The 26,531-nt window shown below is 72.5% G+C and carries 22 protein-coding genes; 15 read left to right on the plus strand and 7 right to left on the minus strand.

The genetic code is table 11. The annotated features are described in order from the left end of the window. Positions 1–91: 91 nt before the first annotated feature. From holA to leuS, 3 genes are read right to left on the minus strand one after another with little or no spacing between them, the layout of a single operon-like run. Positions 92–1,123: a DNA polymerase III subunit delta gene (gene holA, locus AB9M23_RS08560; protein WP_372424103.1), complete on the minus strand. Its 1,032-nt coding sequence runs from the start codon at positions 1,121–1,123 to the stop codon at positions 92–94. Positions 1,124–1,130: 7 nt separating this feature from the next. Further along, complete coding sequence (lptE, locus tag AB9M23_RS08565; protein WP_372424104.1) at positions 1,131–1,739, minus strand: LPS assembly lipoprotein LptE; 609 nt, start codon at positions 1,737–1,739, stop codon at positions 1,131–1,133. Beyond that, positions 1,726–4,359, minus strand: coding sequence for a leucine--tRNA ligase (gene leuS, locus AB9M23_RS08570; RefSeq protein WP_372424105.1), 2,634 nt, complete (start codon positions 4,357–4,359; stop codon positions 1,726–1,728). The genes lptE and leuS overlap by 14 nt, the downstream gene beginning before the upstream one ends. A gap of 195 nt (positions 4,360–4,554) precedes the next feature. Here leuS and AB9M23_RS08575 point away from each other — a divergent pair, with 195 nt between their 5' ends. The 4 genes from AB9M23_RS08575 (at position 4,555) to AB9M23_RS08590 (ending at position 7,841) form a co-directional block, all read left to right on the plus strand. After that, positions 4,555–5,271: a YggS family pyridoxal phosphate-dependent enzyme gene (locus tag AB9M23_RS08575; RefSeq protein WP_372424221.1), complete on the plus strand. Its 717-nt coding sequence runs from the start codon at positions 4,555–4,557 to the stop codon at positions 5,269–5,271. A 67-nt stretch (positions 5,272–5,338) separates the two neighbouring features. Further along, entirely contained in the window at positions 5,339–6,001 is a 663-nt protein-coding gene (gene rsmG / locus AB9M23_RS08580; protein ID WP_372424106.1) for a 16S rRNA (guanine(527)-N(7))-methyltransferase RsmG, read from the plus strand. Then, positions 5,998–6,933: a ParA family protein gene (locus AB9M23_RS08585; RefSeq protein WP_372424107.1), complete on the plus strand. Its 936-nt coding sequence runs from the start codon at positions 5,998–6,000 to the stop codon at positions 6,931–6,933. The genes rsmG and AB9M23_RS08585 overlap by 4 nt, the downstream gene beginning before the upstream one ends. Positions 6,934–6,956: 23 nt before the next feature. Beyond that, on the plus strand, positions 6,957–7,841 hold the full coding sequence (locus tag AB9M23_RS08590) for a ParB/RepB/Spo0J family partition protein (RefSeq protein WP_372424108.1): 885 nt from the start codon (positions 6,957–6,959) through the stop codon (positions 7,839–7,841). Between the two features lie 23 nt (positions 7,842–7,864). Here the strand turns inward: AB9M23_RS08590 and hemW are convergent, their stop codons facing one another. Continuing rightward, the gene (hemW, locus tag AB9M23_RS08595; RefSeq protein ID WP_372424109.1) at positions 7,865–9,028 is read right to left on the minus strand and encodes a radical SAM family heme chaperone HemW; all 1,164 of its coding nucleotides are present in this window, start codon (positions 9,026–9,028) and stop codon (positions 7,865–7,867) included. A 239-nt stretch (positions 9,029–9,267) separates the two neighbouring features. On the opposite strand from hemW, the gene AB9M23_RS08600 reads away from it, so the two are divergent. From AB9M23_RS08600 to acuI, 5 genes are all read left to right on the plus strand, one after another. Beyond that, positions 9,268–11,781, plus strand: coding sequence for a sensor histidine kinase (locus AB9M23_RS08600; protein WP_372424110.1), 2,514 nt, complete (start codon positions 9,268–9,270; stop codon positions 11,779–11,781). 28 nt (positions 11,782–11,809) lie between these two features. Next, the gene (gene tsaE, locus AB9M23_RS08605; protein ID WP_372424111.1) at positions 11,810–13,396 is read left to right on the plus strand and encodes a tRNA (adenosine(37)-N6)-threonylcarbamoyltransferase complex ATPase subunit type 1 TsaE; all 1,587 of its coding nucleotides are present in this window, start codon (positions 11,810–11,812) and stop codon (positions 13,394–13,396) included. A gap of 38 nt (positions 13,397–13,434) precedes the next feature. Continuing rightward, on the plus strand, positions 13,435–14,160 hold the full coding sequence (locus AB9M23_RS08610; protein ID WP_372424112.1) for a nucleotidyltransferase family protein: 726 nt from the start codon (positions 13,435–13,437) through the stop codon (positions 14,158–14,160). Between the two features lie 118 nt (positions 14,161–14,278). Beyond that, positions 14,279–15,190, plus strand: a complete 912-nt coding sequence (locus AB9M23_RS08615; protein ID WP_372424113.1) for a GGDEF domain-containing response regulator — start codon at positions 14,279–14,281, stop codon at positions 15,188–15,190. Between the two features lie 114 nt (positions 15,191–15,304). Further along, positions 15,305–16,282, plus strand: a complete 978-nt coding sequence (acuI, locus tag AB9M23_RS08620) for an acrylyl-CoA reductase (NADPH) (RefSeq protein WP_372424114.1) — start codon at positions 15,305–15,307, stop codon at positions 16,280–16,282. Between the two features lie 6 nt (positions 16,283–16,288). Here acuI and AB9M23_RS08625 read toward each other — a convergent pair whose 3' ends face one another. Both AB9M23_RS08625 and AB9M23_RS08630 read right to left on the minus strand, forming a co-directional pair. Continuing rightward, on the minus strand, positions 16,289–18,541 hold the full coding sequence (locus AB9M23_RS08625; protein WP_372424115.1) for a hypothetical protein: 2,253 nt from the start codon (positions 18,539–18,541) through the stop codon (positions 16,289–16,291). A 10-nt stretch (positions 18,542–18,551) separates the two neighbouring features. Beyond that, on the minus strand, positions 18,552–19,463 hold the full coding sequence (locus AB9M23_RS08630) for a pentapeptide repeat-containing protein (RefSeq protein WP_372424116.1): 912 nt from the start codon (positions 19,461–19,463) through the stop codon (positions 18,552–18,554). Positions 19,464–19,569: 106 nt separating this feature from the next. Between AB9M23_RS08630 and AB9M23_RS08635 the strand changes: the two genes are divergently transcribed. After that, positions 19,570–20,154, plus strand: coding sequence for a TrmH family RNA methyltransferase (locus AB9M23_RS08635; protein WP_372424117.1), 585 nt, complete (start codon positions 19,570–19,572; stop codon positions 20,152–20,154). On the opposite strand, the gene AB9M23_RS08640 is transcribed toward AB9M23_RS08635, so the two are convergent. Beyond that, entirely contained in the window at positions 20,151–20,384 is a 234-nt protein-coding gene (locus tag AB9M23_RS08640) for a hypothetical protein (protein ID WP_372424118.1), read from the minus strand. The genes AB9M23_RS08635 and AB9M23_RS08640 overlap by 4 nt on opposite strands. A gap of 216 nt (positions 20,385–20,600) precedes the next feature. On the opposite strand from AB9M23_RS08640, the gene AB9M23_RS08645 reads away from it, so the two are divergent. From AB9M23_RS08645 to AB9M23_RS08665, 5 genes are all read left to right on the plus strand, one after another. Next, positions 20,601–21,770, plus strand: a complete 1,170-nt coding sequence (locus tag AB9M23_RS08645) for a hypothetical protein (RefSeq protein WP_372424119.1) — start codon at positions 20,601–20,603, stop codon at positions 21,768–21,770. A 72-nt stretch (positions 21,771–21,842) separates the two neighbouring features. Further along, positions 21,843–23,435, plus strand: a complete 1,593-nt coding sequence (gene purH, locus AB9M23_RS08650) for a bifunctional phosphoribosylaminoimidazolecarboxamide formyltransferase/IMP cyclohydrolase (RefSeq protein WP_372424120.1) — start codon at positions 21,843–21,845, stop codon at positions 23,433–23,435. 172 nt (positions 23,436–23,607) lie between these two features. Beyond that, entirely contained in the window at positions 23,608–24,402 is a 795-nt protein-coding gene (locus AB9M23_RS08655) for an ABC transporter ATP-binding protein (RefSeq protein ID WP_372424121.1), read from the plus strand. Further along, the gene (locus AB9M23_RS08660) at positions 24,395–25,156 is read left to right on the plus strand and encodes an ABC transporter ATP-binding protein (RefSeq protein WP_372424122.1); all 762 of its coding nucleotides are present in this window, start codon (positions 24,395–24,397) and stop codon (positions 25,154–25,156) included. The genes AB9M23_RS08655 and AB9M23_RS08660 overlap by 8 nt, the downstream gene beginning before the upstream one ends. A gap of 50 nt (positions 25,157–25,206) precedes the next feature. Continuing rightward, positions 25,207–26,412 (plus strand): ABC transporter substrate-binding protein, encoded by a 1,206-nt coding sequence (locus AB9M23_RS08665; protein ID WP_372424123.1) that lies wholly within the window; start codon positions 25,207–25,209, stop codon positions 26,410–26,412. Positions 26,413–26,531: the final 119 nt, after the last annotated feature.

The raw sequence follows: 26,531 nt of genomic DNA on the forward strand, positions 1-26,531 counted from the left end.
CCGCCGCACCGACCCGCATCCTCGCGAGCCCGGCCCCGCTTGGCAAGGGGCGTGCCGGAGCCGCGGCGCGGTTCGGAGGCCGGTCGCGGCCTCAGCGGCCGGCGCGCTGCGCGGCCGTGCGGGCGATGTCGATGACGAGGCGTTCGGTCAGCGGGTCGGCGAGATCGGCGGAGCGGCGCGTGGCGAGCACCGTGTCCTGGATGCGCGCGACGAGGCGTCGCAGCAGGTCGGGCGTCCACAGCGCGAGGTGCTTCGTCACGAGCGGCTTGCGCTTGAAGTGGAGCCCGCGCCAGCCCTCCACGGCGCTCGCGGGGGCGGAGCCGGCGGCGACGTCGAGGGCGAGCGGCAGCAGCGTCGTGGCGTGGCCCAGCAGCGGGGTGAGGATGCCGGTCGCGCTCGTCCCCTCGAGGCGCAGGCGCCGCAGGGCCTCGTCGGCCTGCCGCACGGCGCCGGCGAAGGCGGCGTCCGTCACGACGCTCGCCTGGAGCCCGGACACGTCGCTGAGCACCGCCTCGAGGTCGGCGGCGGTCACGCTTCCGCAGCCGTGGCAATAGAGGACGAGCTTGTCGAGCTCGGAGCGGGTCGCGAGTCGGTCGCCGCCGAGGCTCTCGACCAGGAGCGTACGCGTGTCCCGGTCGATCGAAAGCCCCGCCTCGCGCAGCACGTCGTCGACGACCTGGGAGAGGTTGCGGCCCTCGTCGGCATAGCAGGGGATGGCGAGCGCCCGGGGCGCCTTCTCGCACAGGGCGCGCAGCGGCGACGTCTTGGCGAGGTCGCCCGCCTCGACGACGACGAGGGCGTCGCTCCCGGGGATCGCGAGTACGGCCTCCACGGCGGGTGCGAGGTTCTTCGACGTCGGCCGCACCCACACCGCGCGCCGCCCGCCGAACATGGCGATGGTGCCCGCCTCGTCGGCGAGCCGCCCGGGATCGCCGGCGATGCCGTCACCGTCGAGCTTCACCAGCTGGAACGGGTCCTCGGGATCGGAGACGGCGGCCCGGGCGACGCCCCGCGCCCGCTCGGCGACGAGGCCCGTGTCGGGCCCGTAGAGCAGGACGACCGCGACCCGCGGGTCGATGCGCCGGAGCGCGCCCTCGGCATCGGCGGCCTTGACCGCGACCATGCCCCGCTCAGCCGGTCGGGCCGGTGGCCGCGGCGACGGCGGGCGCGGGCGGTGCGCCCAGGGTGATCGAGAGTCGTGTGCGGATCTCGTCGGCCAGGCGCTTGGCGAGGCGGATGCGTGCCTCGCGGCCCGCGCGGACCGCTGCGAAGCGCTGCGCGGTACGCTCGTAGGTGACGATGGCGTTCACCCTGGCGCTGTCGACCACGGTGCTCCCGTCCGCGGTGGAGAGCGTGTAGCTCGCGCGCCCGGCGAGGCTCGCGACGCTCGCTCGCAGCGTGACGGCGTCCACGATCGGGAGCGAGACCGAGGCTCCCGCCTCGACGGCGAGGACGTAGGTCCGCGGCCCCTCCGAGGTCGACCGGCCGGTTCCGTCCAGCGCGAAGACGAGCTCCTGGCGCAGGTAGTGTGCGAGCACTTCCTCGCCCGCATCCACCTTCACCGGCTCGACGGAGACCTGCCGCAGCAGATCCGCGACGGTGCCGGTTCCGCTCGCGCCCGTGGTGCCGTAGAGCGGCCTCAGGCAGCCGGCGAGCGGCAGGGCGACGAGGCAGGCGAGCCCGCCGAGCACGGCGCGGCGGGTTGGCGCGGCGACGGCGCGATCCTCAGGCGACGACATTCACGATCCTCTGCGGGACGACGATGATCTTGCGAACGGGACGGCCTTCGATCGCCCGCTGCACGTTCTCGTGCGCCAGCGCGGCGGCCTCGATGGCCTGCGTGCCGGCGTCGCGCGCGACCGCGATGTCCGCGCGCTTCTTGCCGTTGACCTGAACGGGCAGGACGATGGTGTCCTCGACGAGCAGGTCCCGCTCGATCGCGGGCCAGGCGGCGTCCGCGACGAGGCCGTCGCGGCCGAGCACGCGCCAGCACTCCTCCGCGAGGTGCGGCATCATCGGCGCGACGAGCTGGACGAGGGTGCCCAGCGCCTCGCGCAGGGAAGAGCCGAGATCAGGCGCCGGAGTCGAGCCATCCTTCGGCGCTGCGCCGGAAATGGCGTTCGCCAGCTCGTAGATCTTCGCCACGGCGACGTTGAAGCGCAGGCCCTCGATCGCCTCCTCGACGGCGGCGAGCGTGCGGTGCGTCGCCTTGCGCACGGCGAGCGCGTCGTCGCCGAGCGTCTCGGGTCGGGCCGCCGCGGGGTCGCCCAGCGGCGTCTCGTTGACGAGCCGCCAGACGCGCTGGACGAAGCGATAGGCGCCCTGCGCCCCCTCCTCCGTCCAGATCACGTCGCGCTCGGGCGGCGAATCGGAGAGGACGAACCAGCGCGCGGCGTCCGCCCCGAAGCTGTCTAGGATGTGCTCGGGGTCGATGACGTTCTTCTTCGACTTCGACATCTTCTCGATGGAGCCGATCGCGACGGGCTCGCCGGTTTTCACGTGGAACGCGCGGCGCTCGCCCTCGACCGTCTCGATGCGCACGTCGACGGGCATGACCCAGCGCCCGCCGGAGTCCTTGTAGGTCTCGTGCACCACCATGCCCTGGGTGAACAGGCCGCGGAACGGCTCGTCCAGGTTCAGGTGGCCGCACGTGCGCATGGCCCGCGTGAAGAAGCGCGAGTAGAGCAGGTGCAGAATCGCGTGTTCGATGCCGCCGATGTACTGGTCCACGGGAAGCCAGCCGTCGGCCTCCTTCGGATCCGTCGGCCGGTCCGCCAGATGCGGATCGGTGAAGCGGGCGAAGTACCAGGACGAATCGACGAACGTGTCCATCGTGTCCGTCTCGCGCCGCGCCGCGCCGCCGCAGCGCGGGCAGGGCACGTCGCGCCAGGTCGGGTGCCGGTCGAGCGGGTTGCCGGGCTTGTCGAAGCCGATGTCCTCCGGCAGCTCGACGGGCAGGCTCTCGCGGGGCGCCGGCACGACGCCGCAGGCGTCGCAATGGATCACCGGGATCGGGCAGCCCCAGTAGCGCTGGCGCGAGATGCCCCAGTCGCGCAGGCGGAAGTTCACCTTGCGCGTCGCCACGGGTCGCCCGCCGAGCGTTTCCTGCTCGAGCCGCGCGGCCACCGCCTCCTTCGCCTCTTCGATGGACAGACCGTCGAGGAAGCGCGAATTGATCAGCCGCCCCTCGCCGACATAGGCGTCGTCGCCGATCGAGAAGGTCGCGGGGTCCGCGTCCGGCGGGCAGACGACGGCGGTGGCGCCGAGGTCGTACTTGCGGGCGAAGTCGAGGTCGCGCTGGTCGTGGCCCGGGCAGCCGAAGATCGCGCCGGTGCCGTACTCCATCAGGATGAAGTTCGCGACGTAGACGGGAAGCGTCCAGGACGGGTCGAACGGGTGCACCGCGCGCATGCCGGTGTCGTAGCCCAGCTTCTCGGCGGTCTCGATCGCCTCCGCCGACGTGCCCACGCGCCGGCACTCCTCTGCGAAGGCGGCGAGCTTCGGATCCCGCGCGGCGGCGGCCTTGGCGAGCGGATGGTCGGGCGCCAGCGCCATGAACTTCGCGCCGAACAGCGTGTCGGGCCGCGTCGTGAAGATCTCGAGATCCGTCGCGTGACTCGGGACGCCTTCGGGTGCGGTGGCCTGGTCGAGCGCGAAGCGCACCATCAGGCCTTCCGAGCGGCCGATCCAGTTGCGCTGCATCAGCCGGACCTTGTCGGGCCAGCGCTCGAGCCCGTCGAGCGCCTGGAGCAGCTCCTCCGAATAGTCGGTGATCTTCAGGAACCACTGCGTCAGCTCGCGCTGCTCGACGAGCGCGCCGGAGCGCCAGCCGCGGCCGTCGATCACCTGCTCGTTGGCGAGCACGGTCTGGTCGACCGGATCCCAGTTCACCTTCGCCGTCTTGCGGTCGACGAGGCCGGCCTCGAGGAAGTCGAGGAACATGGCCTGCTGGTGCTTGTAGTAGGACGGATCGCAGGTCGCGATCTCGCGCGACCAGTCGAGCGACAGGCCCATGGACTGGAGCTGCCCGCGCATCGTGGCGATGTTCCTGTAGGTCCACTCCTTGGGGTGGACCTTGTTCTCCATCGCCGCGTTCTCGGCGGGCATGCCGAACGCGTCCCACCCCATCGGGTGGAGGACGTTGAAGCCACGGGCGCGCTTGTAGCGCGCCACGACGTCGCCCATGGCGTAGTTGCGCACGTGGCCCATGTGGATGCGCCCGGACGGGTACGGGAACATCTCGAGCACGTAGTAGCGCGGCCGGGGATCGTCGTTGCGGGTGCGGAACGTCTCGGCTCTCGCCCATTCCGCCTGCCACCGGGGCTCTGAGTCCTTGGGATTGTAGCGCTCGGCCTTCATCGCGGGGTCGATCTGGCGTGTCCTGTGGGAGATGTGGCAGGATGGCGCTTCGAGAGGGCGCGCGCCATCACGCGCCGCCGACGCGAGCCCGCGACGCGGGGGCAATTGGGCACGAAAGGGCGCGCCGGTCAACGGGTTCGGGCGGGCCGAAGGGAGCGGACGGGCATGGATGCCGAGAGGATGGATGCGACCGGCATGGATGCGGAGGCCTTCGCGGCTGCGCGGGCGCGGGCCGGCGCGGCGAGCGTCGAGCGGCTGCGGCAGGTGGAGGCGGCGATCGCCCGCGCCGCGCGCGACTCCGGCCGCGATCCCGCCTCGGTGACGCTCGTCGCCGTGTCGAAGACCTACGACGCCGACAGCATCGCGCCGGTGCTCGCCGCCGGCCATCGCGTGTTCGGCGAGAACTACGTGCAGGAGGCCAAGGGCAAGTGGCCGGGCCTGCGAGAGGCGTTTCCCGACGCCGAGGTGCATCTCATCGGCCCCCTCCAGTCCAACAAGGCCCGCGACGCGGTAGCCCTGTTCGACGCCATCCAGACGCTGGACCGCCCCTCGCTCGCCCAGGCGCTGGCCAAGGAGATCGCCCGCGCCCGCGAGGCGGGCGCACGCGTCCCGCGGCTCTATGTCCAGGTGAACACCGGCGAGGAGCCGCAGAAGGGCGGCGTCGCCCCCGGCGACGCCGACGCCTTCGTCGCCGCCTGCCGCGAGGCTCACGGTCTCGCGATCGAGGGGCTGATGTGCATTCCTCCCGCCGAGGACCCGCCCTCTCCCCACTTCGCCCTCCTCGCCGAGATCGCGACGCGCAACGGCCTCTCGGAGCTGTCCATGGGCATGAGCGCGGATTTCGGCGCCGCGATCCAGATGGGCGCCACCATGGTCCGCGTCGGCAGCGCGATCTTCGGCGCCCGCGGTTGAGGCGCGCGGAGGCGGGCACCGTCGCGGCGGGCTTTACGCAGCGCTCGCCGCGGCTCACATATCATCGATGCCCACCGCCGATTCGCCCGACGCAGCCCTCGCCCCATACGGCGTTTCACGTGAAACGCGCGCGCGCCTCGAGATCCTCGTCGCCGAGCTGCGCCGCTGGCAGCCGGTGAAGAACCTCGTCGGGCCGCGCACGCTCGACGAGGTCTGGACCCGCCACGTCGCGGACTCCCTGCAACTCGTCGACCTCGCCCCGCCGGAGGCCGGGCGCTGGGTCGATCTCGGCTCCGGCGCGGGCTTCCCAGGCCTCGTCGTCGCCATCGCGCTGGCGGACCGGCCCGGCTTCCGCATGGATCTCGTCGAGGCGAACGCCCGCAAGTGCGCCTTCCTGCGCCACGTCGCCCGGCTGACGAACGCGCCGGCGCGGGTGCACGACGCGCGCCTGGAGAGCGTCGTTCCCGGCTTCGCAGGCGAGGCCGAGGTCGTCTCCGCCCGGGCTCTGGCGCCCCTCGACACGCTCGTCGGGTGGAGCGAGGAGCTGTTGAAAACCGGCGCCGTCGGCCTGTTTCCCAAGGGCGCCGGCGTCGAGAGCGAATTGACCACCCTCGCGAAATCCCGGACAGTCGCCGTCGAAGAGATCCCGAGCCGGACCGATTCGCGCGCGCGCGTCCTGCGGATCCGCTGGCTCCCCCGGGACGACGCGTCCAGGACCGACCGACCATGACCAGCGATACCTTCGTGGACGACGACGTGGCCATCGCGCCCCCCCGAGAGGCCGAGCGAGATGGCGCGCGCGCCGACGCGGCGGATCGCGCCGATCCCGCCCCGCAGCGCGAGGCACGCCGACCGCACGCCCGTCCCCGCGTCCTCGCGCTGGCCAACCAGAAGGGTGGCGTCGGCAAGACGACGACGGCGATCAATCTCGGCACGGCGCTGGCGGCGATCGGCGAGAAGGTGCTCGTCATCGATCTCGACCCGCAGGGCAACGCCTCGACCGGGCTCGGCATCGAGCGCAAGCAGCGCCGCGTCTCGACCTACCACGTCCTCACCGGCGAGGCGGAACTGCGCTCGGCCATCCGCGAGACCGCCGTGCCGCGCCTGCATCTCGCGCCCTCGACCCTCGACCTGCTCGGTGTCGAGCTCGAGATCGCCTCGGCGCGCAACCGCGCCCATCGCCTCAAGCTCGCCGTCGACGGGCTCGCGCTCGGCGACGCCCTGCGTGCGGAGCCCTTCACCTACGTCCTGATCGACTGCCCGCCCTCGCTCAACCTGCTCACGATCAACGCGCTGGCCGCCTCCGATTCGGTGCTCGTGCCGCTGCAATGCGAGTTCTTCGCTCTCGAGGGCCTGAGCCAGCTGCTCAAGACGGTCGAGCAGGTGCGCGACAACCTCAACCCGCGCCTGACCATCCAGGGCGTGGTGCTGACCATGTTCGACCCGCGCAACAATCTCTCGAACCAGGTCGTCGCGGACGTCCGCTCCTTCATGGGCGGCAAGGTCTACGAGACGATGATCCCGCGCAACGTGCGGGTCTCGGAGGCGCCGTCCTACGGCAAGCCCGTCCTCCTCTACGACCTCAAGTGCTCGGGCAGCCAGGCCTACCTGCGGCTCGCCTCCGAGATCATCCAGCGCGAGCGCACGCTCAAGGCGGCCTGAGACACGGACCCGGGGAAAAGACCATGGCGGAAGAGGGACAGCGCCTGCGGCTCGGTCGGGGCCTCGCCGCGCTCATCGGCGACATGGGGGACGACGACGAGGGCGTGGTCGAGCGCGGCCGCGGCCAGCGCCGCGTGCCGATCGAGTTCCTGCGGCCCAACCCGCGCAACCCGCGCAAGGCCTTCGCGGAGAGCGACCTCGAGGATCTCGCCCAGTCGATCCGCGAGCGCGGAATCATCCAGCCGATCGTGGTGCGCTCGCTCCGCGGGCTCGAGGACGCCTACGAGATCATCGCCGGCGAGCGGCGCTGGCGCGCCGGCCAGCGGGCGGGCCTGCACGAGGTGCCGATCGTCGTCGTCGAGGCGGACGACCGGCTCTCGCTCGAATACGCCATCGTCGAGAACGTCCAGCGCACGGACCTCAACGCGCTGGAGGAGGCCGCGGGCTACGAGACGCTGATCGCCGAGTTCGGCTATTCCCAGGCCGATCTCGGCCAGGTCATCGGCAAGAGCCGCTCGCACGTGGCCAACACGCTGCGGCTCCTCAAGCTGCCGAAGAGCGTGCAGGACAAGCTCGCGGCCGGCGCCATCAGCGCCGGGCACGCGCGCGCGCTCCTCGCCGTCAAGGACCCGGAGGGCGCCGCCGAGCGCATCGTCGAGCAGGGCCTCAACGTGCGCGACGTCGAGCGCCTCGCCCGCGACGAGGAGGCCGCGCCCGGTTCGCGGGGCGGACGCCCCCGCGCGGAGAAGGACGCCGATACCCGCGCTCTCGAGCAGGCGCTCGCCGAGACGCTGGGCCTCGAGGTGGCGATCGCCGCCAAGCCCGGCGCGCCCAACGGCGAGGTGCGTATCCGCTACGCGAGCCTGGAGCAGCTCGACATGCTCTGCCGGAAGCTGCGCGGCGGGTGAGCCCGCGGGCGGGCGCGGGTCGCTCAGGCGGCCAGGTCGGCGACGACCGCGTCGAGGACGGGGAAGCCCGCCTGGGTGACGGCGAGACGGCCGCCGGCGCGGGTCTCGATGAGACCGTCGCCGACGAGGGCGGAAATGCGCCGCGGGTCGAGGGTGCGGCCGGCGAGCGCCTCGTAGGTGGCCGGGTCGACGCCCTCCGCGAGCCGCAGGCCCATCAGCAGGAACTCGTCGCCCTGCGCCTCCTCCGAGAGCACCTCGCGCGACACCGTGGCGTTGCCGTCGCGCTCCACCAGCGCGAGCCAGGTCTCTGGATGGCGCTCGGTGGCGAGTGCGATGCGGCCCTCGTTGGTCACGAGCCGCGCGTGCGCGCCGGGGCCGACGCCGGCATACTCGCCATAGCGCCAGTAGACGAGGTTGTGGCGCGACTGCGCGCCCGGGCGGGCGTGGTTCGAGATCTCGTAGGCGGGCAGCCCCGCGGCCTCGCAGACCTCCTGCGTGACGTCCCACAGGGCGCGCGCCTCGTCGGCCGTGGGCACGACGAGCTTGCCGGCGCGGTGGAGCTTCTCGAACCAGGTGTCGGGCTCGATCGTCAGCTGGTAGAGCGACAGGTGCTCGGCCGCGCGGTCGATCGCCCCGCGCAGCTCCGCCGCCCAGGCGGCGGGCGTCTGGGCGGGGCGGGCGTAGATCAGGTCGAAGGACGAGCGCGGGAAGTGCGTCTGCGCGACACCCACCGCGTCGAGCGCCTCGCGCGCCGTGTGCAGGCGCCCGAGCGCGCGCAGGTCGGGGTCGTTCAGCGCCTGCACGCCGAGCGACACGCGGCCCACGCCCGCCGCTCGATAGCCGGCGAAGCGGGTGGCGTCGACGCTCGTCGGGTTCGCCTCGAGCGTCACCTCGACGTCGGGCGCGACGCTCCAGGCCTTCGCGATGGCGTCGAGGATCGCGCCGACGGTGCCCGGCCGCATCAGCGAGGGCGTGCCCCCGCCGAAGAAGACGCTGCCCACCGTGCGGCCGGGCGCGAGCGCGCCCTGATGCGCGATCTCGGCGGCGAAGGCCGCGAGGAAGCGCGCCTCGTCCGGCGGCTCGCGCCGCACGTGGCTGTTGAAGTCGCAGTACGGGCACTTCGAGGCGCAGAAGGGCCAGTGCACGTACACGCCGAATCCGGCGCTCGTCGTGGGGTGAGCGGTCATGACCCCGCAGATGTGACCGTCCGCGGGCGGTTTGGCAACAGGGCGATCGGCGCCGCGTGCCCGCCGGGCGCCGGGACCCGAGTCCGGAGGGTGACACCCGCGCTTAAACGGACATTAACCCTCTTCCTGGCGGAGTCGCCGGACGGGTACACTGCACGCGAATCGCGTCGCCGTCGCCGCTGGCCGCCGGATCCTCGGCCCCTGCGGGCGTCGCGACGATGGGGAGCCTCGGGCGGGTGATGGGCGAACGGAACGGGCGGTCCGGTGAGGGGACGGCGAGGCGGGACGGCGGGCTCCCGCTCGGGCGGCTGCGCGCGGCGCTGACGGGCGCGAGCGCGCTCGCCGCGGGGGCCCTCGTCGCGGGTCCGGCCCGGGCACTGGCGCCCGACGCGCTGCTCGCCCGGCTCGACCCGCAGAACGCGATCAGCTTCGCCTTCGTGGCGGGCTCCCTCGTCTTCGCGCTCACCACCGCCTTCGTCTACCGCATCGAGCAGCGGCGCTGGTCGGAGCGCGAGGCGGGGCTCCGCGCCGAACTCGCCGAGCTGCGCGCCGCCGCCGACCGGGCGGAGACCGTCATCGGTGCGGAGAGCCAGCTCGTCGTCTCCTGGGACGGCCGGGACGCCGAGCCGCGCATCGAGGGCGACCCGAACGCGCTCGGTCCCGCGGCGGCGGGCAAGCGCCTCCTGGCCTTCGGTGCCTGGCTCGCCCCCGCCGACGCAGGGGCGCTCGACGGAGCGCTGACGCGGCTGCGCGAGCGCGGCGAGTCCTTTCGCCTGACCCTGCGCGCCCAGCGCGATCGGTTCGTCGAGGCGCAGGGGCGCGCTCTCGGCGGGCGCGCCATCCTGCGCCTGCGCGACGTCACCGGCGATCGGCTGGAGCTGCTCCAGGCCCGCGAGACGCTGGTGCGCCAGGGCGACGACCTGAAGAACCTGCGCGCGCTGCTCGAAGGCATGAGCCAGCCGGTCTGGCTGCGCGACGGCGAGGGTCACATCGCCTGGGCGAACCCCGCCTGGCTCGCGGCAGTGGAGGCGCAATCCCTCGAGGACGCCCGCGCCCGGGGTCTCGAGCTCCTCGACCGCGGCGCCCGCGAGGACGCCGCGACCGCCCGCGGCGCGCGCGCGCCCTTCGCCGCGCGCACCACCGCGATCGTCGCAGGCGCCCGGCGCACCCTCGACGTCGCCGAGACGCCCTCGCCCGGCGGCTTCGTCGGGATCGCGGTGGACGTCACCGATCTCGAGGAGGTCCGCGCCGACCTCCAGCGCCAGATGCAGGCGCACGTGCGCACCCTCGACCATCTGCCGAACGCGGTGGCGATCTTCGATTCGAGCCAGCGCCTCGTCTTCCACAATTCGGCCTACCGCCGCCTCTGGGGCCTCGATCGCGGCTTCCTGGAGAGCGGGCCGTCGGAGGGCGAGATCCTCGATCGCCTGCGCGCCGAGCGGCGCCTGCCCGAGCAGGCCGACTGGCGGCGCTGGAAGGCCGACGTGCTCGCCGCCTACCGCGCCATCGAGCCGCAGGAGATCTGGTGGCACCTGCCGGACGGGCGTACGCTCCACGTCGTCGCCAACCCCAACCCGCAGGGCGGCCTGACCTGGCTGTTCGACGACGTCTCCGAGCATCTCTCCCTGGAGAGCCGCTACAATTCCCTCATGCGCGTCCAGGGCGAGACGCTCGACGCGCTGGAGGAGGGCGTCGCCGTGTTCGGCTCGGACGGGCGGCTCAAGCTCGCCAACCGCGCCTTCCGTGCGCTCTGGCGGCTGCCGGAGCAGGCCCCCGGCGAGGAGCCGCATCTCGAGAGCGTGGTCTCCGCCTGCCGCGGGCTCGCCCCCGACGAGGAGGCCTGGGCCGCGATCCGCGCCGCGGTCGCCGGGGACGCGGAAGGGCGCACCGAGCTCGGATTGCGGCTGGCGCGCCGCGACGGCCTGCATCTCGACTGCGCGGTCCAGCCGCTGCCCGACGGCGCGACGCTGATCGCCTTCGTCGACGTCACCGCGAGCGTGAACGTCGAGCGGGCGCTGATCGAGAAGAACGAGGCGCTGGAGGTGGCGGCGCGGCTGCGCGAGGACTTCGTCCACCACGTCTCCTACGAGCTGCGCTCGCCGCTCACCACGATCATCGGCTTCGCGCAGCTGCTCGGCGACGAGACCGTCGGCGGGCTCAACGACCGCCAGCGCGAATACGCCGGGCTGATCATGCGCTCCTCGGGCGCGCTGCTCGCCATCATCAACGACATCCTCGACCTCGCCTCGATCGACACGGGCTCGCTCGAGCTCGATCCGGAGGAGGTCGACATCCGCGAGACGATCGACGCCGCCGTGCGCGGGATCGACGACCGCATCGCCGAGAACAAGCTCTCCCTCGTCATCGACGCCCCCGACGGCATCGGCGGCTTCGTCGCCGATGCCAAGCGCGTGCGCCAGGTGCTGTTCAACCTGCTCTCGAACGCCGTCGGGTTCTCCTCGACGGGGCAGACGGTGCGCCTCTCCGCCCGCAAGAGCGGCGGCGAGGTGGTGTTCGAGGTCGCCGACCAGGGTCGGGGCATCCCGCCCGACGTGGTCGAGCGCGTTTTCGACAGATTCGAGAGCCATACGCTCGGCACCCGCCACCGCGGCGTCGGGCTCGGCCTGTCCATCGTGCGCGCCTTCGTGGAGCTGCACGGCGGGCGCGTGTCCTTGACGTCGAACCCGGGATCGGGAACGACGGTGACCTGCGTCTTCCCGGCCGACGGGCCGCAGCGCCTCGCGGCCGAGTAGCGCCGGGCGCCCCGACAGCGAGGAATCGATGCCAGAGAGAGGCCTCATGGGCCTGCCCCCGGGTCCCGACCCGCGCCTGCCGGTCTGGGAGGTGCTGCTCGACGACGAACGGGCCACCCGCGACATGGCGCGCTTCATCGCCGACGAGCTGAAGCCGGGCGACGTGGTCACGCTGTCGGGCGGGCTCGGCGCGGGCAAGACGACGCTCGCGCGCGCCGTCGTCCGCGCGCTCGCCGGCGACCCTGCGCTCGAGGTGCCGAGCCCCACCTTCACGCTGATGCAGACCTACGAAACGCGCAAGGCGCCCGTGGTCCACGCCGACTTCTACCGCCTCTCCTCCTCCGACGAGCTCGTCGAGCTCGGCTGGGACGAGGCGACGGAGAGCGCCATCGCGCTCGTCGAGTGGCCGGACCGGGCCGCCGCGGCGCTCTCGCCGTCGCGCCTCGACATCACGCTCGAGATCGTGGCGCACGACGGCGGCGACGCGCGCGTCGCGATCCTGGTCGGCGTCGGCGCCTTCGGCGAGCGGCTGGTGCGCGCGCGGGCGCTCAAGGGCCTGCTCGCCCGGGCCGGCTGGTCCGGCGCACGCCGCGCCCCGATGACGGGCGACGCCTCGACCCGCGCCTACGAGCGGCTGACCCGCGATACGGGCGAGACGGCGGTCCTGATGATCGCCCCGCGCCGCCCGGACGGCCCTCCGATCCGTCAGGGCAAGCCCTACAGCGCCATCGCCCGCCTGGCCGAGAGCGTCCACGCCTTCGTCGCGATCGACCGCGGCCTGCGCTCGCTCGGCCTCTCCGCCCCGCGTATCCTCGGCGAGGCGCTCGACGAGGGGCTGCTCCTGCTGGAGGACCTCGGCGACGAGCCGGTCGTGGACGCCGGCGGCGCGATCCCCGAGCGCTACGCCGAGGCCGCGCGGCTCCTCGTCGAGATCCACACGACGACGCTTCCGCACGTGCTCCCCGTGGCCGACGAGATCGAGCACGTGGTCCCGCCCTACGACGAGGCGGCGCTCGCGATCGAGGTCGAGCTGTTCGTCGACTGGTACCTGCGCTTCCGCGTCGGCCACGAGCTGACGGCGGCGGCGCGCGCCGAGTTCCTCGCCGCCTGGCGGGAGGTCTTCGCCCTCCTGGACGAGGCGCCGGCGACCTGGTGCCTGCGCGACTACCATTCGCCGAACCTGATCTGGTTGCCCGGGCGGCAGGGCATCGCCCGCGTCGGGCTGATCGACTTCCAGGACGCGGTGCTGGGCAACCCCGCCTACGACCTCGTCTCGCTGGCGCAGGACGCGCGGGTCGACGTGGCGCCCGAGCTGGAACTCAAGCTGCTCTCGCTCTACGCCCGGGAGCGGCGCGCCCGCGAGCCCGGCTTCGACGTCGCCGCCTTCGCGCGCGACTATGCCATCCTGGGCGCGCAGCGTGCGACGAAGTGCCTGGGCATCTTCACCCGCCTCGACCGGCGCGACCGCAAGCCAGGCTACCTCGCCCACCTGCCGCGGCTCGAGGCGGTGCTCGTCCGCAACCTCGCCCATCCCGATCTCGCCCGCCTCAGGGCGTGGTACGAGGCGCACGCTCCGCGCCTCGCGGCGGAGCCCGGCTCCGCAACCCCCTCGTGACGATGCCCCCATGACGATGCCCCCATGACGACGCCCCCATGACGACGCCCCGCCCCACCACGGCCATGGTCCTCTCCGCCGGCTACGGCCGGCGCATGCGCCCGCTCACCACGACGACACCCAAGCCGCTGGTGCGGCTGGGCGGCAAGCCGCTGATCGACCACGCGCTCGAGCGCCTCGCCGGGGCGGGGGTCGAGACCGCGGTCGTGAACGTGCACTACCTCGCCGACCTGATCGAGGCGCATTGCGCCAGGCGCACCCCGCCGCCGGCGCTCGTCGTCGCGGACGAGCGGGAGCGGCTCCTCGACACCGGCGGCGGCATCAAGGCGGCGTTGCCGCGGCTCGGCCCGGGGCCGTTCCTGGTCCACAACACCGATTCCGCCTGGCTCGAGGGTCCGCGCAGCAACATCGCCCGGCTGATCGACCTCTACGATCCGCAGCGCATGGACATCGCCCTCCTGCTCGCGGCCACCGCGGGATCGATCGGCTTCGACGGCCCGGGCGACTTCGAGATGGACGGCGAGGGTCGCCTCGCCCGTCGTCGGGAGCGCGCGGTGGCGCCCTTCGCCTACGCGGGCGTCGCGATCCTCACGCCGGCCCTGTTCGAGGACACGCCCGACGGGCCGTTCTCGCTCAACCTCCTGTTCGACCGCGCCGAACGCGCCGGGCGCCTCCGGGGCCTGCGGCTCGACGGCACCTGGCTGCACGTCGGCGATCCGCGTGCGCTCGCGGAGGCCGAGGAGCGGCTGGCGACGGCGGGCTGAGCCCTCCGAGACGGTTCACCCGCACGCGCCCGGCCGGCATCGCGGATCGCCTTAGCGCCTTCTTAAGCCGTCCCCTCTATCCCTGGGCATGTCTTCCCGTGGGGAATTGGGGCCGCACATGCACATCGTGGTCGTGGACTCGAGCCGGGTCGTCCTGAAGATGGTGGCGGGTCTGCTCGCTCCCAAGGGTCACCAGGTCGAGACCTTCACCGACAGCCGCGAGGCGCTCGCCTTCGTCACCGACACGCCGAGCGTGGACGCGCTGATCACCAGCCTGGAGACGCGCCCGATCGGCGGGTTCGAGCTGTGCTGGTCGGCACGGCTCCTGGCCGAGGACCGCCGGCCCCTCTACATCATCGCGATGTCGTCGACCGACAACGCGCGCAACCTCTCCGAAGCGCTCGACTCTGGGGCGGACGACTTCCTCTCCAAGCCGCCGGTGGCGGAGGAGCTGAACGCGCGCCTGCGCGCCGCCCAGCGCCTCACCGCGCTCCAGCGCGAGCTGATCCGGCTGGCCGAGACGGATTCGCTCACGGGCCTGCTCAACCGCGGCGCCTTCATCCACCGCCTCGGCGAGGCCGCGCGTCGGCACGGGCCGCAGGGGCGGCTCGCGCTCGTCGGCATCGACCTCGACCATTTCAAGAAGATCAACGACGGCCACGGCCACGCGGTCGGCGACGCCGCCATCCGCGCCGCCGGCGAGGTGCTGGGCGCAGTGGCCCGCGACCACAAGGGCTTCGCCGGCCGCGTCGGCGGCGAGGAATACGCGCTGGCGCTCCCCGGCATGCGTGGCATGGAGGCCTCCGACGTTGCCAACACCCTGCGCGGCAAGATCTCCGAGATCCGCGTGCGCGGTCGCTCCGGCCCGGTGAAGTTCACCGCCAGCCTCGGCGTCGGCGAATGGTCCGACGGCGAAACCGTCGAGGGCCTGATGAAGCGCGCCGACCTCGCCCTGTTCGACGCCAAGGCCAACGGCCGCGACCGCGTGATGACGGCGTTCTCGGACGTGTACGTGTCGCGGGTGGGGTGAGGGATCAGGGGGGCGACCGAACTCGATCGCTCGCCGCCTCCCCCCTTGCCCCTCGCCCCTCCCCGGTGTGAACTCCCTCCCCGAGAGAAGGCTCACGCTCCGGGGAGGACCATCATGCGCGCCATCGTCGTCGAAAAGGCCGAGACCGGCACGACCGCCGCCCTGAGGGACTTCCCCGAGAGCGAGCTGATGGAGGGGGACGTCACCCTGCGCGTCTCCCATTCCACCGTGAACTACAAGGACGGGCTCGCCCTCACCGGGCGGATGCCGGTCGTGCGGCGCTTTCCGATGATCGCCGGCATCGACGCGGCGGGGGTGGTCGAGACCTCGACGCATCCCGACTGGAAGCCCGGCGACGCGGCGATCCTCACCGGCTGGGGCGTCGGCGAGACGCATCTGGGGTGCTACGCCGAGATGGTCCGCGTGCCCGGCGGCTGGCTCGTGCCGCTGCCCGCGGGCATGGACGCCGCGCGCGCCATGGCGCTCGGCACCGCCGGCCTCACCGCGGCCTTGTGCGTGCTCGCGCTCGAGCGCCACGGCCTGACGCCCGACGCCGGCCCGGCGCTGGTGACGGGCGCCGCCGGCGGCGTCGGCTCCGTGGCGGTGGCGCTCCTCGCCAAGGCCGGCTGGCGCGTGATCGCCGCGACCGGCCGGCCGGAGGAGGCGGCCTACCTCGAGGGGCTCGGCGCCGCCGAGATCCTGCCCCGCGCGGAGCTGACGGGCCCTGTGAAGCCGCTCGCCAAGGCCCGCTGGGCCGCGGGCGTCGACACCGTCGGCGGGGCGATGCTCGCCAACGCGCTGGCGATGACTCAGCCCGACGGCGCCATCGCCGCCTGCGGCAATGCCGGCGGCATGGACCTGCCGACGTCGGTCGCGCCCTTCATCCTGCGCGGCGTGGCGCTGCTCGGCGTCAACTCCGTCCCCGCCCCCATCCCCCTGCGCCGCGCCGCCTGGGACCGCCTCGCCCGCGACGTCGACCCTGCCGCGCTGGACGCCATGACGACGACGATCCCGCTCGCGGACGTGATCGGTACGGCCGACGAGATCCTCGCCGGGCGGGTGCGCGGGCGGATCGTGGTGGAGGTCGCGTGAGGCGGCTCAGCCGGCGACCGGGGTGAGCGGGCGCTCGCGGCGCGTCTTCAGCCAGGCTTCGTTTTCGAGGAGCGCGATCCGGCCGAGCTCGTGCACGATGGCGCGCGCCTCGTCCTCGCGGTCGGCGCGCGGGCGCTGGGAGGTCTCGTCCCAGATCGCCGCGAGCGCCTCCTCGGCTCGGTGGAAGGCGCGGTAGGCGTCGCGATAGGCGAGCGCCTCCGCCTCCCATCCGAGCTTCTCGGCGAGATAGCGCCAGGCACCGGCGACGGCGTTGAGCAGGACGACGAGGACGATGGCGGCGTACTTGGTCGCGGTGGAGCCGGACATGTCGGCGACGCCCGCCTCGACGATGGCGTGCCCGAGGCCGGCGGCGGCGAGGCCCAGCGCGGCAGCCGTGGGCAGGGCGAACGCGAGGGAGACGAGGACGGACCGGAAGCCCCGGAAGCGGGGTGAGAGCGCGTCGCGCAGCGCCGCGACCGCGACGGTGATCGCGATGCCCCCGACGAGGCCCCACCAGCCGAGGAGGATGCCCGACGCTTCGAACGGCTTCTTGACCCAGGGGACGCCGATCCAGACGAGGAGCAGTGCCGCCAGCACGCCCGACGTCACGACGAGGAACCAGCTTTGGCGCTCTGCCCGCGCGGCGTGCGTCTCGCGATTCTCCGCGTTGCGCTCGAAATACCAGAGCTGGCTGCCGATCCAGTCCTTCGGAGGCTTCTCCCACGTCCCGAGCTTCGCGCGCGGCGTCCCGCCGCCGGCACGCACCCGGCTCCATTCCGCAGCGGCGGGCGGCGTCCGCATCGACTCGGCGGTCGTGCGTCGCAACCAGATCCAGGTCAGGATGCCGGTGACCCCGTCGCGGATGCGGGCGAGATCGCGGTCGACGCCCTGGAGATGCTCGCGGTCGACGCGCTTGGACGAGCCCGCGCTCCACCACGCGTTCTGGACGCGCAGCATCTCCGCCACCGCTCGATAGTCCTCCGCGCGGGGCTGCCAGCGCCGCCGCCCGGCGAGGAGGGCGACGGCGCCGATGGCGAGGAGGAGCACCAGGTATCCGATCAGGACGGATGGATCGCTCGGCCGGAACTTCGCGAAGGTCTCGTAGACCGCGACGGCGCCGACGAAGAGGAGCGCGAGCCCCCAGAAGGCGCGCTCGGACGGCTTCTTGGCACCGCGGGAGGCGCCGCTCAGCGCGCTGCGCGCCCGCTCGAGCGCGGCGATCGCGCTTGCGTCCGCGCGCATCGGCATCGCTCGGCTCGCGACCTCGCGGCCGTACCGGTCGAAGGCGCGGGCCAGGCGCAGCGACGGATGCCCCGCCTCGACCATCGGCGGCGGCGGCTTCTCGTGATCGCCGGGCGGGGGCGGCTCGATCGGCCGGAGCGCCGACACCGGATAGGTCCGCGCGGCCCAGAAGCGACGCCGCTCGGGCCGCCAATCCTCCGTCGGGTCGACGAGCCAGACGGACCGGCTCGGCGGCGGCAGGACCGGCGACCAATCCCGCCTCAGCACGGTGCTGCGCCGCGCGACCGCGCGCCCGGCGGCGTCGGGGAGCCCGTGGCGGCGGGTGGCGACGACCCGCGTCGTGCTGCCGTCCGTCCGCGCGCCGTCCTCCGCGGGCGCGCCGGCGACCTCCTTCGCCCGGCGTGTCATCGCATCCGAGACGGCGCCCGGCTCGGTCACCGCGACGAGGAGCGTCGCCGCCTCCGCGATCCATTGGCCCATCTGCTCGTAATGCGCATGCCGTCCGTCCCGATCGTAGCCGCTCGCCTCGCGGGAGAGCGGACCCGTACCCTCGAGCGGTGGCAGGACGCGCACCAGCACCTCGGGCTCGGGCGTGCGCAGCAGCGCCTCGAAGTCCTGCCGCTGCCCCTCGCACCAGGCGACGAAGGCCGCGTGCTCCATCGCGGGCAGGTCCTTGGGCGGCGAGAAATCCTCGCGGAAGAGATCCGGCGCGAAGGGCAGGATCGCGGCGACGCGCCACAGCGGGCCACGGTTGCGCGCGGCCCGCGCGGCGATCAGGTCCGCGCCCATGGCCGCGCCGGTGAGGAGGAGCTTCGGCGTGTCCGGAAAGTCGCCGTCGAGCCGAGCGAAGACGGTGGCGAGGCGCGCTTCCACGGTCGCCGCGCGGGCGGCGTTCACCGAGGCCGACGTCCTGTCGAAGTAGCGCTGGCCCGTCACGCCGACGAGGAGCGGCTGCGCCTCGCTCCACAGCCGCGCGGCGCGCTCGGCCCCATGGCCGGGCGGGAGGTCGGTGCGCACGATCCCCGGCTCAGCGCCCGCCGAGCCGCGCCTCGATCTCGGCCAGCATGGCCGCGACCTCGGTGCGCTTGGGCGGGGTTTCGACGTCCTTGAAGACGACGCGCCCCTGGAAGCGGGCGCGGTCGAAGCTCGCCTCGTCGGCGAAGGCCGCGCCCTCGAACCAGGCGTTGCGGCCGAAGCGGGCGCGGTCGAACCGCGCCGGCCCGCCGAAGCGGGCGGAGTCGAAGCCCGCGTTGTCGGCGAAGTCGACGTCGGAGAAGTCCGCCCCGTCGGCGTAGGTGACGTTGCCGAGCCCGGCCTCGCCGGCGAAGGAGGCCCCCGAGAAGTCGACCGGGCCCGCGAAGGACCCGCCGCGGAACCAGGCGTCCTTGGCGAAACGCGCGGCGGCGAAGGAGACGCCGGCGCGGAAGGAGACGTCCCGGAACTCCGCCGAGCGGGAGAAGGCGGCGTCGGCGAAGGTCGCGGGGGCGGAGAACACCGCGCGCTCGAAGGTCGCCTCGCGCCCGAACACGGCGCCCGTCGCGTCGACAGGCCCGTGGAACTGCGCGGCGGACGCCCAGATGCCCATCGGCAGCCGCGCGCCGGCGAGCCGCAGCGCGCCCGGCACCACGGCGCCGCCGAGGTCGATCGAGAGATCGGCCACGCCGCCGAGGTCCACCGCCGCCGCGAAGGCGAAGAGCCGCGTGGCCCGCGGGCTCTCGGCGAAGGCGGGGGCGAGCTGGAGCATCTCCATCGCCCACGCGTTCCAGCGGCCGATCCCCGCCGCCAACCGCTCCCGCGCGGCGGCGTCCCGCGCGGCCGCGGCGGCGGCGGGCGGTGCGCCGGCGGGGGTGGCGCAGGCGCTCTCGACGGCGTCGAGATGCGGCTCGAGCCAGGGGGCGAGGCGCAGGAGGGCGGTGCGGGGGGAGCGAGAGAGGGGCATGATGCGGCGTCCCGGGTGAATGCCCGGGATGATAGCGCAACTACGTGCCGTTAAGAAGATGGTAAGAGATCCGAATGCGGATTCGAACGACGAGCGAGGGATCGCGATGGCCGGGACGAGCGGGAGCTGGGGCGGGCGCAACGGGGTGACGGGCATCCGCATCCTGCTCGTGGGCGTGCGCTCGCCGATCAACACCGGCATGATCCTGCGTGTCGCCGAGACCTACGAGGCGGAGGTGGCGCTCACCGGCGCCGACGACGTGCTCGACGACCCGGCGCGCCTCCAGACGATCCGCGACTTCTCCTGCGGCGCGCTGGAGCGCCGCGGCTTCGCGCGGCTCGCCGGGCTCGACGCCGCGCGCGCCTGGATCGGCGCGGGGCGGCTCGTCGCGACGACGATCGCGCCCGATGCCGTGGAGCTGCCGGCCTTCGCGTTCCGCCCGGGCGACGTGATCGCCTTCGGCTCGGAATACGACGGCCTCGACCCCGCCTACGCGGCGGCGGCGGACGCCGCGCTGACGATCCCGATGCCGGACGTGTTCACGCCCAAGCCGCCGACGGCCAACCCGATCGATCCCGGCCGCACGGCGCCGCCCGCCAATGACGGCCGGCCGAACCTGAACGTGGCGATGTCGGTGGGGATCACGTGCTACGCGGCGTATTGCGCGGGGGTGGTGGCGCGAGGGGGCTAGGCGGCGGGGGTGCCGCCTTCGCGTTGCTCGGCCGGTGCGCGTTCGGCGTAGTCCGGGTCGAACTTGTCGATATCGAGGTCGAAGATCGCACACAGTCGAGGGAGGTTGAGCCGCGGCATCAGGACGAGTTCGCGTACGTCGGCTTCTCGCGAGCGGGCCGGATCGACGTCGCCCGATGGACGTCCTCGCTGCCGGGCGCGATCGGTGGGGAAGGCGATGATCTGAGCCATGGTGTCTCCGCCGGGGCGGTCGTCTGCTCCGCCGAAGCCATGCTGGGGCGAAACGGTTAATGCTTGGTTCACATCCGCGCGTCCCAAAAGGTTGATCAAGACAGGTCAACTCATACGAGGTTGCGCGAAGAAAAGATCTGTGATTATGGTTAACGCGTGTGGCGTACCTGGTGTCCAGCGGGCGCATTGCCCGCGTCCTTGTCGAGGATCGGGTGCATGACCGCGATGCAGCAGCGCGCCTTCATCATCAGCCCCATCGGAAAGCCCAACTCGCCTCAACGGCGTCTCGCAGATTGGGTCCGGGCACAAATCATTGGACCCGCCTGCCAGATCGCCACTGGCGGAGCGCTCGGGTTGGAGGCGATCAGGTCCGACGAGGATCAGCTGACTGGTCCGATCATGGAGAGCGTGATCGCTTCTATTCTGAACGATCGTGTAGTTTTTGCGGTGCTCGCATACGACAGGCCGAACGTCTATTACGAGCTTGCTCTCGCGAAAGCGGCAGGGCGAAAGGTCATCATCCTGCGATGGAGCAAGGAGAAGACCCATTTCGACGTTCAGGGCTACCGGATGATCGAGTTCGCATATGATCCGAGGAAGGAGGAGCCGTCACCCGCCGATCCGAGCCTCGTCGAGACTGTCGCCGGGTTCGTCCGCAACGTCATGCAAACGGAGTCGCATCAGTCGACGGCCTTCGGTCGATACGACCCTCTCGCGCGCAATCACCGTCAGTTCCGTTTCTACGAGCGGTTCAAGGACCTCGCCGTGAAGAAGCGCCCCGGAGCCGAGGTCGAGCTGTATACGGATTTCTTCACGGAAGCGCAGGACTCCCTCACCCTGTCCGGCATGACGCTCCAGCACTTCACGAGCTACAACTTCGAATACGATACCAGCGACGGCCAGACGCTTTGCTTCCCGGACCTCGTCGCGTACCTCACGCTCGTCAAGGGCGTGAACGTCCGCGCGGTGCTGCTGCACCCGGAGAACCCCGCCATCCCCGCGATGATCGCGGACACTTCACGCAAGCGTCACGAAGCCGAGGTCAAGCAGGTCCGGGCGCAATGCGCGCAGTCGCTGGACAGCTGGCGGACCATCGCCGAGGACATCTCCCGCGCGAACGCCTACGCCGACGCGCCGCGCAAGGGCACGGTCGAGGTCGTCGCGCTCGAGAACTCCACGCTGAACTACCGCCTGACGCTCTCCGAGAAGCGCATGCTGCTCACGCCCTACTTCCACCAGCTGCGCTTCAACAGCGAGGCGCCCTGCGTGGAGGTCCAGGCTGGCACGCCGTTCTACGAGGCCGTGCGCCAGGACCTGGAGACCGTCATCGCCAGCGACCGCCGCGAGCCCCGCGAGCCGATGGTCGCGGGCGTCGGCCAGCCCTGACCCCGCTTCCCCCCCGCCCCCGAACCATGCTAACCGCCCGCGGAACCCTCCTACCCCGCGGGACTCGCCACCATGCCCACCCGTCCCGAGCGCGTCACCCGCGCGCTCCTCTCCGTCTCCGACAAGGCCGGAATCGTCGACTTCGCCCGGGCGCTCGCCGCGCGCGGGGTGGCGCTCGTGTCCACGGGGGGGACGCATCGCGCGCTCGTCGAGGCGGGGCTCGCGGTCACGGAGGTGTCGGATCTCACCGGCTTCCCCGAGATGATGGACGGGCGGGTCAAGACGCTCCACCCCAAGGTGCACGGGGGCCTGCTCGCCCGGCGGGCGGACCCGCAGCACCAGGCGGCGATGCTCGCCCACGGCATCGCCGAGATCGACCTCCTCGTGGTCGACCTCTACCCGTTCGAGGCGACGCTCGCCGCGGGCGGGGACTACGAGGCCTGCGTCGAGAACATCGACATCGGCGGCCCGGCGATGATCCGCGCGGCGGCCAAGAACCACGAGAGCGTCGCCGTCGTGGTCGACCCGGCGGACTACGAGACCCTGCTCGCCGAGCTAGAGGCGCACGAGGGCGCCACCACGCTCGCCCTGCGCAAGCGCCTCGCCCAGAAGGCCTACGCCCGCACCGCCGCCTACGACGCGGCGATCTCGAACTGGCTCGCGGACGCGCTCGCCGTCGAGGCGCCGACCTTCCGCGCGGTGGGCGGGCGTCTCGCCGAGGCCATGCGCTACGGCGAGAACCCGCACCAGACGGCCGCCTTCTACCGCACCGGCGAGGCCCGCCCCGGCGTCGCCACCGCCCGCCAGGTGCAGGGCAAGGCGCTCTCCTACAACAACATCGCCGACACCGACGCCGCCTACGAATGCGTGGCGGAACTCGACCCGGGCGAGAGCGCGGCGGTCGTGATCGTCAAGCACGCCAACCCCTGCGGCGTCGCCACCGGCGCGACGCTGGCGGACGCCTATGCGAGGGCGCTCGCCTGCGACCCGGTCTCCGCCTTCGGCGGCATCGTCGCCGTCAACCGCACGCTCGACGCCGAGGCGGCGGCGAGGATCGTCGAGGTCTTCACCGAGGTGATCATCGCGCCGGACGCCACCGAGGAGGCGCTTGGCGTCGTCGCGGCCAAGAAGAACCTGCGCCTGCTGCTCGCCGGCGCGCTGCCCGATCCGCGGGCGAGCGGCCTCTCGGTGCGCACCGTCGCCGGCGGGCTGCTGGTGCAGGAGCGCGACAGCGCGGTCGTCTCCGACATGACGCTGACCGTGGTGAGCAAGCGCCAGCCGACGGCGCGGGAGATGGCGGATCTCGCCTTCGCCTTCCGCGTGGCCAAGCACGTCAAGTCGAACGCCATCGTCTACGCCCGCGACGGCGCCACCGTCGGCATCGGCGCGGGGCAGATGAGCCGGGTGGACTCGTCGCGCATCGCCGCGTGGAAGGCGGGCGAGGCGGCGCGGGCGCTCGGCATCCCCGAGAGTCTGGCGAAGGGATCCGTCGTGGCGTCCGACGCCTTCTTCCCCTTCGCCGACGGCCTCCTCGCCGCGGCCGAGGCCGGCGCCACCGCCGTGATCCAGCCCGGCGGCTCGATGCGCGACGCCGAGGTGATCGCCGCCGCCGACGAGGCGGGGCTCGCCATGGTCTTCACGGGGCACCGGCACTTCCGGCATTGATCCCGCGAGAGGACGGCGCACACACGACGTCCGGAGGCGGTCCGGATGTCCGGGCCGCGGACGTTCCATCGTGAGTTCCGACCCCGGCGGGGTCGCAGCGGCAGGGCTGCGACAGCTTGACCCTGCTCGGCCTTTGTGGCCACATGACCCCGCACGAGGCGGGGCGGTGTGCATGAGCGACGGCATCATCCTCGAGACGCGGGGCCTGACGAAGGAATTCAAGGGTTTCGCCGCGGTCTCGGGCGTCGACCTGAAGGTGAGGCGTGGCGCCATCCATGCGCTGATCGGCCCCAATGGCGCCGGCAAGACCACCTGCTTCAACCTGATCACCAAGTTCCTCGAGCCGACCCGCGGGACGATCCTGTTCGGCGGGCGCGACGTCACCCGCGCGAAGCCGGCGGACGTCGCCAAGATGGGCATGGTGCGCAGCTTCCAGATCTCCGCCACCTTCGGCCACCTCACTCTGCTCGAGAACGTGCGCGTCGCGCTCCAGCGCAGGCTCGGCACGTCCTTCCACTTCTGGCGCTCCGAGCGCTCGCTCTCCGAGCTCGACGCGCGGGCGACGGCGCTGCTCGAGGACGTCGGGCTCGCCGCCTACCGCGACCTCACCGCCGTCGAGCTGCCCTACGGCCGCAAGCGCGCGCTCGAGATCGCCACCACGCTCGCCCTCGATCCCGAGATGCTGCTCCTCGACGAGCCGACCTCGGGCATGGGGCGCGAGGACATCGGCCGCACCGCGGCGCTGATCCGCCGCGTCGCGAAGGACCGCACGGTGCTGATGGTGGAGCACAACCTCTCCGTCGTCGCCGACCTCTCCGACACGATCACGGTTCTCGCGCGCGGCGAGATCCTGGCGGAGGGCTCCTACGCGGAGGTCTCGACCGATCCGCGCGTCGTGGAGGCCTACATGGGAACGGGCGCCGGCACGGGGACCGACGCGAGCGCGGCGGCGCCGGCCGATGGTTGAGGCGGTGCCCGAGACGCCCGGAGAGAAGCCCCGTGCCGACGCGGCCGCCCGCGCCCGCCCGCTTCTCGGCGTGCGCGATCTCGACGCCTGGTACGGCGAGAGCCATGTGCTGCACGGCATGGAGTTCGAGATCGCGGCGGGCGAGGTCGTCACGCTGCTCGGCCGCAACGGCGCCGGCAAGACCACGACGATGCGCGCCATCATGGGCATGCTGCGCCAGCGCTCGGGCTCGATCGTGTTCGACGGGGTCGAGACCATGGCGCTGCGCTCCGACAGGATCGCGCGGCTCGGCATCGGCTACGTGCCGGAGGAGCGCGGCATCTTCGCGAGCCTCGACGTGCGCGAGAACCTGGAACTGCCCCCCGTGGTCAAGCCCGGCGGCATGAGTGTCGCGGAGGTCTACGACCTCTTCCCGCGCCTCCGGGAGCGCCGTGCGAGCCAGGGCACCAAGCTCTCGGGCGGCGAGCAGCAGATGCTCGCCATCGCCCGCGTGCTGCGCACCGGCGCCAAGCTGCTGCTGCTCGACGAGCCGACGGAGGGGCTCGCCCCCGTCATCGTGCAGCAGATCGGCGCCATCATCGGTGAGCTCAAGCGCAAGGGCTTCACCATCCTGCTCGTCGAGCAGAACTTCCACTTCGCCGCGACCGTCGCCGACCGGCACTACGTCGTCGAGCATGGCCAGGTGGTGGAGATGTTCCGCAACGAGGATATCGGCTCCAACATGAAGACGCTGCAGGACTATCTCGGCGTCTGAACAACGAAGACGGGCGTTCGGGCCGCGCCGCAAACGAAGGGAGAACGACCATGACCAAACGCATGCTCTTCGCCGGCCTCTCGGCTCTGGCGCTGACGGCCGCCACGAGCGCCGCCGCCCAGACCGAGGTGACCATCGGCGTCCTCAACGACCAGTCGGGCCTCTATTCCGATCTCACCGGCCAGGGCTCCGTCTGGGCCGCGCGCAAGGCGATCGAGGACTTCGACCCCGCAGCGCACGGGCTTTCGGTCGAGCTCGTCTTCGCCGACCACCAGAACAAGCCGGACGTCGGCTCGTCGGTCGCACGGCAATGGTACGACGTCGACGGCGTCGACATGATCGTGGACGTGCCGACCTCCTCGGTGGCGCTCGCCATCAACGAGCTCACCCGCGAGCGCAACAAGGTGTTCCTGTCCTCGGGAGCGGCGACGTCCGACCTCACCGGCAAGGCCTGCTCGCCCAACACGGTGCACTGGACCTACGACACCTGGTCGCTCGCCAACGGCACCGGCAAGGCCATCGTCGAGACCGGCGGCGAGAGCTGGTTCTTCATCACCGCGGACTACGCCTTCGGCCACGCGCTCGAGCGCGACACGTCGGCGGTGGTCGTGGAGAACGGCGGCGAGGTGGTGGGTACCGTGCGCCATCCCTTCCCGGGTTCGGACTTCTCGTCCTTCCTGCTCCAGGCGCAGGCCTCGGGCGCGCAGATCATCGGGCTCGCCAACGCCGGCGGCGACACGGTGAACACCGTCAAGCAGGCCGCGGAGTTCGGCATCGTCCAGTCCGGCCAGAGCCTCGCCGCGCTCTTGATGTTCCTCACGGACGTGCACGCGCTCGGCCTGCCGGTGGCGCAGGGGCTGATCTTCACCGAGGCGTGGTACTGGGACCTGAACGACGCCAACCGCGCCTTCGCGGAGGAGTTCGCCGCGGCGAACAGCGGCCAGCATCCCACCATGGTCCATGCCGGCGTCTACTCCGCCGTGACGCACTATCTCAAGGCCGTCGCCGAGGTCGGCTCGGTGGAGGACGGCGCCGCGGTCGTCGCGGCGATGAAGGAGATGCCGACGAGCGACCGGCTGTTCGGCGAGGGCGAGATCCGGCAGGACGGGCGCAAGATCCACGACATGTACCTGTTCGAGGTGAAGGCGCCGGAGGACTCGCAGGGGCCTTGGGACTACTACACCCTGCGCGCCACGATTCCCGCGGCCGAGGCCTTCCGCCCGCTCGCCGAGGGCGAGTGCCCGCTCGTGAACTGATCGCGGGGCGCGGCGGCGCGGGGGTGGGGTCCATCGCCCCCGTGCCCGGCGCCGCCGCCACCCGCCTTCTCGCCCGCAGACCCACCGCCAGGATCGAGGCCCGCCGCCCGTGCTCGAAC

This window comes from Salinarimonas chemoclinalis, assembly GCF_041514305.1.
Lineage (GTDB): Bacteria > Pseudomonadota > Alphaproteobacteria > Rhizobiales > Beijerinckiaceae > Salinarimonas > Salinarimonas chemoclinalis.

Coding starts and splice junctions, on each gene's coding strand:
- holA (WP_372424103.1), bottom strand. CDS start 1,123: ATGGTCGCGGTCAAGGCCGCCGATGCCGAGGGCGCGCTCCGGCGCATC.
- lptE (WP_372424104.1), bottom strand. CDS start 1,739: ATGTCGTCGCCTGAGGATCGCGCCGTCGCCGCGCCAACCCGCCGCGCC.
- leuS (WP_372424105.1), bottom strand. CDS start 4,359: ATGAAGGCCGAGCGCTACAATCCCAAGGACTCAGAGCCCCGGTGGCAG.
- AB9M23_RS08575 (WP_372424221.1), top strand. CDS start 4,555: ATGGATGCGGAGGCCTTCGCGGCTGCGCGGGCGCGGGCCGGCGCGGCG.
- rsmG (WP_372424106.1), top strand. CDS start 5,339: ATGCCCACCGCCGATTCGCCCGACGCAGCCCTCGCCCCATACGGCGTT.
- AB9M23_RS08585 (WP_372424107.1), top strand. CDS start 5,998: ATGACCAGCGATACCTTCGTGGACGACGACGTGGCCATCGCGCCCCCC.
- AB9M23_RS08590 (WP_372424108.1), top strand. CDS start 6,957: ATGGCGGAAGAGGGACAGCGCCTGCGGCTCGGTCGGGGCCTCGCCGCG.
- hemW (WP_372424109.1), bottom strand. CDS start 9,028: ATGACCGCTCACCCCACGACGAGCGCCGGATTCGGCGTGTACGTGCAC.
- AB9M23_RS08600 (WP_372424110.1), top strand. CDS start 9,268: ATGGGCGAACGGAACGGGCGGTCCGGTGAGGGGACGGCGAGGCGGGAC.
- tsaE (WP_372424111.1), top strand. CDS start 11,810: ATGCCAGAGAGAGGCCTCATGGGCCTGCCCCCGGGTCCCGACCCGCGC.
- AB9M23_RS08610 (WP_372424112.1), top strand. CDS start 13,435: ATGACGACGCCCCGCCCCACCACGGCCATGGTCCTCTCCGCCGGCTAC.
- AB9M23_RS08615 (WP_372424113.1), top strand. CDS start 14,279: ATGCACATCGTGGTCGTGGACTCGAGCCGGGTCGTCCTGAAGATGGTG.
- acuI (WP_372424114.1), top strand. CDS start 15,305: ATGCGCGCCATCGTCGTCGAAAAGGCCGAGACCGGCACGACCGCCGCC.
- AB9M23_RS08630 (WP_372424116.1), bottom strand. CDS start 19,463: ATGCCCCTCTCTCGCTCCCCCCGCACCGCCCTCCTGCGCCTCGCCCCC.
- AB9M23_RS08635 (WP_372424117.1), top strand. CDS start 19,570: ATGGCCGGGACGAGCGGGAGCTGGGGCGGGCGCAACGGGGTGACGGGC.
- AB9M23_RS08640 (WP_372424118.1), bottom strand. CDS start 20,384: ATGGCTCAGATCATCGCCTTCCCCACCGATCGCGCCCGGCAGCGAGGA.
- AB9M23_RS08645 (WP_372424119.1), top strand. CDS start 20,601: ATGACCGCGATGCAGCAGCGCGCCTTCATCATCAGCCCCATCGGAAAG.
- purH (WP_372424120.1), top strand. CDS start 21,843: ATGCCCACCCGTCCCGAGCGCGTCACCCGCGCGCTCCTCTCCGTCTCC.
- AB9M23_RS08655 (WP_372424121.1), top strand. CDS start 23,608: ATGAGCGACGGCATCATCCTCGAGACGCGGGGCCTGACGAAGGAATTC.
- AB9M23_RS08660 (WP_372424122.1), top strand. CDS start 24,395: ATGGTTGAGGCGGTGCCCGAGACGCCCGGAGAGAAGCCCCGTGCCGAC.
- AB9M23_RS08665 (WP_372424123.1), top strand. CDS start 25,207: ATGACCAAACGCATGCTCTTCGCCGGCCTCTCGGCTCTGGCGCTGACG.